The organism is Rugamonas violacea (genome assembly GCF_016461825.1).
Lineage (GTDB): Bacteria > Pseudomonadota > Gammaproteobacteria > Burkholderiales > Burkholderiaceae_D > Rugamonas.
Genome location: NZ_JAEMNU010000063.1, coordinates 1 through 1,650, shown reverse-complemented (window position 1 = coordinate 1,650; position 1,650 = coordinate 1). Strand labels below are relative to the sequence as shown.

Below are 1,650 nucleotides of genomic sequence, written 5' to 3'. Positions count from 1 at the left end.
GGTGGCGTTCGTGTTGATTGACTGTGTTTCTAGATAACTCACATTTTATCAATCACTTACGACATTCTTGCCCTTTTTTATGAAAAATTCAGGTTAAGTGTTGATAGGTCAAGTGCAGAAGTCCAAATGGCGCTCCTGGCCGCTAGGCGACTACTTCCCACACCTCTTTGCCAACCTCCCGAAGGAAGTCGCCACCTTGTTCTCGTTGCACAACGTCAATGGAAATCTTGAACTTTGTGCCGAGCGGAAATGCATGCCGCATAGCCTTTGAACATGGAACTCGCATTGTCGTCGGAAACGCTTGCCCAGAAACTGGCCGCACACGAAATGAAACCGAAGATGGCTCACCGACGTTTAAGAAAGTTTCTACAATTATATCCATGGATGCAGCACCCGTTTTACTTACGTAACCGGCAGCTCTTAGCCGTTCACCGACTCAATGCAGCGCACTCTGACGCATTACGACTGCACAGAGAAGTACCTCTCCGCCATGGCGCTTGGCTGCTGCGGTAATCGCATCGCGGGCATCTTTAAATTTACTCGACTCAGGCTTGGCCCAGAAGCTAAATGTGGCATTTGCGCGGCCATTTGCCAGCCGCTCCACTTCAGATTTCATATTTAGATGCTGAAGCGCCATCAAGCAATACTCAGCAGATTGCGCCTCCGCGAAATTGGCAACCAGCTCAAACTCATGAGTCCTACCGGGATCAGGTCTGAGCCGGCCACTCATCAGGTAACGCGTATGCCAAATCAATCGACGCCAAAAAATGACAATTTTTTCCATATGGGCTAATGTTCAAAAAATCAAATAATCCGGGATTTCCTGTAGTTGATAAAAGCATGCCGTAGTATGAGCCAGGACATAGGATGAGTCACTTTATTCCGCGAGGTCGAGCTATCGCAGAAACGTCGGAGCTTCATATATCTCGGGTGCGCGCGCGACGGTCAGCTATTGGCCGAAAGGCGCCTGTGGCAGCTCTCGTCTCGTGCGCAGTAATTTTGTCGCCGGTTTGAGCTACCGACTCTAAGAAGCAAAGAACTGAGCAGAGTCAGCAACTTGCCATACGCCTTTAATCCGGCCCGTGTCATCTATGCCCCAAGCATGAGAAAAGCGTACCAATACCGGCAAGCCACTATTGGTTTTTGTAATTTGGTACTGACCAAGTGCTACGACCGTATCTCCACCATCGATGAATCTGTCTGGAAAAGCACCAAAGGTATGAACGCGAGCGAGTAATTTTTGATAAAAACCGCCAAATACTTCGGACATGCCTCGATATATTTCACCCTCTGGAAAGCCTGGTGAAACATCCCATACAGGTTCATCAACCAATATTTTTTGTATTAACTGTTGGTCTTTCGTCTTTAGCGCTCGATAAAGCGCTTTAACTTGTCGTATATTTTTAGAATCACTTACGACTTCATCTAACACGGAAATTTGGACATTGTTCATCCGAATCCTTTCTGAGCTGGGAGCAATACGTTAAGGGCACTTCGAAAAACCACCAAATTGTCGTTCCCGCGTAGGCGGGAATCCATGCTGAGCCAATGGACATGCCGGTAGTTGTCAACAAAGTTGTCGCGTCACTTCATGCAGCCAGCTTCACTAATTCAGGTTCAGCCCGTTCCGGATTGAGCCAAACCTCGTCC

2 protein-coding genes are annotated in these 1,650 nt (G+C 47.9%); both read right to left on the bottom strand.

Features of this window, described 5'->3' with window-relative positions; genetic code table 11:
* Positions 1-436 precede the first annotated feature (436 nt).
* On the bottom strand, positions 437-784 hold the full coding sequence (locus H7U20_RS12445) for a hypothetical protein (RefSeq protein ID WP_199759471.1): 348 nt from the start codon (positions 782-784) through the stop codon (positions 437-439).
* Positions 785-1,024: 240 nt separating this feature from the next.
* On the bottom strand, positions 1,025-1,453 hold the full coding sequence (locus H7U20_RS12440) for a nuclear transport factor 2 family protein (RefSeq protein WP_199759470.1): 429 nt from the start codon (positions 1,451-1,453) through the stop codon (positions 1,025-1,027).
* Positions 1,454-1,650: the final 197 nt, after the last annotated feature.

Bases quoted from the DNA above. Each gene is read 5' to 3' on its own strand.
- H7U20_RS12445 (WP_199759471.1), bottom strand. From the start codon at position 784: ATGGAAAAAATTGTCATTTTTTGGCGTCGATTGATTTGGCATACGCGT.
- H7U20_RS12440 (WP_199759470.1), bottom strand. From the start codon at position 1,453: ATGAACAATGTCCAAATTTCCGTGTTAGATGAAGTCGTAAGTGATTCT.